Source organism: uncultured Campylobacter sp., from assembly GCF_938045535.1.
GTDB lineage: Bacteria > Campylobacterota > Campylobacteria > Campylobacterales > Campylobacteraceae > Campylobacter_B.
Genome location: NZ_CALIMQ010000261.1, coordinates 1 through 3661 on the forward strand (window position 1 = coordinate 1; position 3661 = coordinate 3661).

A 3661-nucleotide genomic window follows, 5' to 3' on the forward strand; every position below is an offset into this window, starting at 1 on the left:
TTTGGCTGTTGTCTGGCAGGGTAAATTTTTGTCGCATAATATTCGCATTGAATTCGATGTGCAAATCCCGCAATAAATTTTACTACGGCGAGGAGGTTTTGTTGCGTTTGATAGCTTTATTTAACCACCTTTATCCTGTGCGCTATCTAAAATTCGCTCTTAAATTTTAATCTCGGCTTTATATTTATAATCGCAAAGATTGTTTTTGCGTGCTGCTGCGCATAAATTTATCCCTCGATGCTAAGCAGATCGCCGAAAATTTCTTTGCAATACTGAATGAAGCGCTTGGGAATTTTAACGCCGCGAATATCCACGGTGATGACGCTGTATTGGATCTCAAAAACAATAAGCTCGCTAGTGATTTTCGCCGCCTTGCAGCCGTTATAACATACGTCGCCATTGCACTCTGCGTATAAGCCGTTGTGCGGCGCGTCTGCGTCCTCGTACCGCTCGAGCTTGATCGGTCTTTGGAAAAGCAGATAGTTCTTATAGTCGTACTTGTCGTCCGCAAGACCTATCATATAATAATTATCGGCGCTGTTTTTGGAAGCGGTCGCAATACTTGCTTTAAAATTTAGTCTAAACATAAATTCTGCTTTGGCAAAAGCGGCAAATTTTACCGCTTAAAATTTACACGAGCTGTGCACCTGCACCTTTTACGACCTCGCCGATAATGTAGCCGTCAGTGTTTGCTAGCACAAAGTCCGCATTTTCTTTCGGTGCTACGACGATCATGCCAACGCCCATATTAAACGTCCTCATCATCTCGGCAGGCTCTACTTTTTGTGCGATGATTTTAAAGATTTCGGGCGTGCGGATCGCGGCGTGATCGATCTTTGCACCCAGCCCCTGTGGAAATACGCGCGGTAGATTTTCCACGATGCCGCCGCCCGTGATGTGCGCTAGAGCGTGGATCTTGTCTTTTAAATTTAAAAAGTCGCCGACGTAAATCCTAGTCGGCTCCAAAAGTACGTCGATAAGCGCACGACCACCTACCTTGTCGTCAAATTTTAGCCCTAGCTCGGCGACCACTTTGCGCGCGAGCGAGAAGCCGTTTGAGTGCAGGCCGCTGCTAGGAAGCGCGATGAGTAGGTCGCTCTCACGGACGAATTTTGAGCGGTCGATCTCATCTTCCTCGGCGATGCCCACGGCAAAGCCTGCGAGGTCGAAGTCACCCTTCTCATACATCGAGGGCATCTCCGCCGTCTCGCCGCCGATCAGCGCGCAGCGGGCGAGCCTGCAGCCCTCGGCGATGCTTTTTACGACCTCTTTGGCATCGCTGATCTCGAGCTTCGCCGTCGCGTAATAGTCAAGGAAAAATAGCGGCTCGGCAAAGTTGCAGATGAGGTCGTTTACGCACATCGCGACGAGGTCCTGGCCGACGCCGTCAAATTTACGCGCATCGATCGCGAGTCGCAGTTTTGTGCCCACGCCGTCGGTGGCGCCTAGGATCGCGGGCTTTTTGTAGCCGGCAGGTAGCCTCACCGCGCCGCTAAACGAGCCGATACCGCCCAAAACGTGCGGAGTTTGCGTCGCTTTGACGAACGGTTTTATTGCATTTACGAAGTCATTTCCCGCGTCTATATCGACGCCGGCGTCTTTGTAGCTTATCATTTTTGCCCTTTGTTGAAATTTGGTTAATTTTAGCCAAAAATTGCTAAAATCGGAGTAAAAAATCGGAGGCAAAATGCCGCAATTTAAACACGCCGTCGTCATCACGGGCAGCATCGGTAGCGGCAAGAGCGCGGTTTGCGAGCTGCTTCGTGATCGTGGATTTGAGATTATCGACGCCGATAAGATTTCGCACCTAGTTTTGGATCGCTGCGCCGCGCAGGTGGCTGAAATTTTCGGCGCACAATACATCGTGCAAAAAAACGCGCAGGCTGCAAATTTGAACCCGCAAGCGGAATTTAACGCTAGATCGGACGAGGAAATTTCGTCCGACTCCTGCGTTTCGGTGGACCGCAAAAAGCTAGGCGAGCTGGTGTTTAAAAACCCTGCGGAGCTTGCAAAGCTCGAAGCGTTGCTACATCCAAAAATAACGGCTGAAATTTTATCGCAGGCGCAGGCTTTGGAGGCAAAAGGAAAGCTTTTTTTTGTCGATATTCCGCTATTTTTCGAGGGTAAAAGATATGAGTTTTTTGATAAAGTGGCGGTCGTTTATGCGCCAAAAGATACATTGATTGTGCGCGTGATGAAGCGAAACGGGCTGGATCGCGCCGCTGCAAAGCACCGCGTGGAACTGCAAACGGACATAGAGCAAAAGCGCACTATGGCAGACTTTGTGATAGATAACGGAGGCGATCTTGCCGCGCTTGAGGCCGCCGTGGAGAGATTTTTAAAAGAGTTAAAAGATAAAATTTAGCCCTTTGCGCAAGAGCTCGTAAAATTTCTACGCGAATTAAGATGAATTTTAAAATAAAGGATAAAACAATGGGGATCGGTAGCCGCGTCCAAAAGGGCGCTAAATTTCAAAATTTCAAAAGTATGCCGTTTAAAGAGCGGTTGAAATTTACGGCGCAAGCGGTTTTACTCTCCGCGCTGTTTGCGACGAGCGCTACGGCAGAGATCGACGATCTAAGGAAGGGCTGCGCCGCGGGGAGCGAGATGGATTGTAAAAAACTAAGCCGCGTGATAAATGAGCTGCAGCGCAACTGCGACGCTGGCGGCGAGGAAAACTCGCTGGATTGTGCAAATTTAGGCTATGCATACGACTCAAATAGAAGCTTCAGGCAGGCCGCACGCTATTACGACAGGGCTTGCAAGCTCGGCGAGCAGAAGGGCTGCGTCTATTTAGGGATGCTCTACAACGACGGGCAGGGGGTGGCGCAGGATCGCAAGAGGGCGAATGAGCTTTTCGGCGATGCTTGCAAGAAAAACAGTAGCGAGGGGTGCGCGAGCCTTGCATACAACTATAAAAAGGGACTCGGCGTCTATCCCGACACGAAAAAAGCGATCGAGCTTTTGATTAAGGCTTGCAAGATAGGGCAGGTAGAGGCGTGCCATAACCTAGGGCTTAGCTACGCTCTAGGCGAAGGCGTGAAAAAAGATGCGGACAGGGCTAGGATATTTTTTACGAGGGCTTGCGAGCAAGGACACGCGGATTCGTGCGTAAATTTGGGCGTTACGTATTTTAAGGGCGACGGCGGGCAAAAGGATCACGCGCTTGCTGCGAAGTATTTTAGCGAAGCGTGCGAAAAAAGCGACGAGCCACTAGCCTGCTCAAATTTAGCGTATCAATACGAAAAGGGCTGGGGCGTAGCGAAAAATAAAAAGAAGGCGCGCGAGCTTTACCAAAAAGCCTGCAAGCTCGGTAAATTTGATGCTTGCGAGCATTTAAAAACTATGAGGTAGGCTCTAACATCCATTGTGAAAGGCGCGTAACAAAATGGGCTCACGAAAGAAGATACGTTAGTAAATTGAGTCATATTAAAGCCTATAAATAAGTGATGCACCTAAATTTAGATAGAAGTAAAATTTTAATAAAGCGTTAGTGAGCGTTAGTAATTTTAAAAATTTGCGAGGTAGATAATGAAAATTTCAAAATATAATGCGAGCGGAAATGATTTCGTAATATTTACGGATTCAGTTAAGGCGGATAGGTCCAAGCTAGACGCTATGAAGCTGATCAAGGAAGGGCCGCCGTAGGGCGAGGAGCATC

4 protein-coding genes are annotated in these 3661 nt (G+C 48.5%); 2 read left to right on the forward strand and 2 right to left on the reverse strand.

Going from position 1 to position 3661, the window contains the following annotated elements; genetic code table 11:
- Positions 1 to 227: 227 nt before the first annotated feature.
- Together Q0095_RS08215 and purM are read right to left on the reverse strand one after the other, a co-directional pair.
- Positions 228 to 587: an Imm10 family immunity protein gene (locus Q0095_RS08215; RefSeq protein WP_297883025.1), complete on the reverse strand. Its 360-nt coding sequence runs from the start codon at positions 585 to 587 to the stop codon at positions 228 to 230.
- A 43-nt stretch (positions 588 to 630) separates the two neighbouring features.
- The gene (purM, locus tag Q0095_RS08220; protein ID WP_297883028.1) at positions 631 to 1614 is read right to left on the reverse strand and encodes a phosphoribosylformylglycinamidine cyclo-ligase; all 984 of its coding nucleotides are present in this window, start codon (positions 1612 to 1614) and stop codon (positions 631 to 633) included.
- Between the two features lie 73 nt (positions 1615 to 1687).
- Between purM and coaE the strand changes: the two genes are divergently transcribed.
- Both coaE and Q0095_RS08230 read left to right on the forward strand, forming a co-directional pair.
- The gene (coaE, locus tag Q0095_RS08225; protein ID WP_297883030.1) at positions 1688 to 2365 is read left to right on the forward strand and encodes a dephospho-CoA kinase; all 678 of its coding nucleotides are present in this window, start codon (positions 1688 to 1690) and stop codon (positions 2363 to 2365) included.
- 68 nt (positions 2366 to 2433) lie between these two features.
- Positions 2434 to 3354 carry a tetratricopeptide repeat protein gene (locus tag Q0095_RS08230; protein ID WP_297883032.1) on the forward strand — a complete coding sequence of 307 codons (921 nt, stop codon included), beginning with the start codon at positions 2434 to 2436 and terminating at the stop codon, positions 3352 to 3354.
- Positions 3355 to 3661 lie beyond the last annotated feature (307 nt).

Excerpts from the sequence above, each read along its gene's own strand:
- Q0095_RS08215 (WP_297883025.1), bottom strand. The coding sequence starts at position 587 with ATGTTTAGACTAAATTTTAAAGCAAGTATTGCGACCGCTTCCAAAAAC.
- purM (WP_297883028.1), bottom strand. The coding sequence starts at position 1,614 with ATGATAAGCTACAAAGACGCCGGCGTCGATATAGACGCGGGAAATGAC.
- coaE (WP_297883030.1), top strand. The coding sequence starts at position 1,688 with ATGCCGCAATTTAAACACGCCGTCGTCATCACGGGCAGCATCGGTAGC.
- Q0095_RS08230 (WP_297883032.1), top strand. The coding sequence starts at position 2,434 with ATGGGGATCGGTAGCCGCGTCCAAAAGGGCGCTAAATTTCAAAATTTC.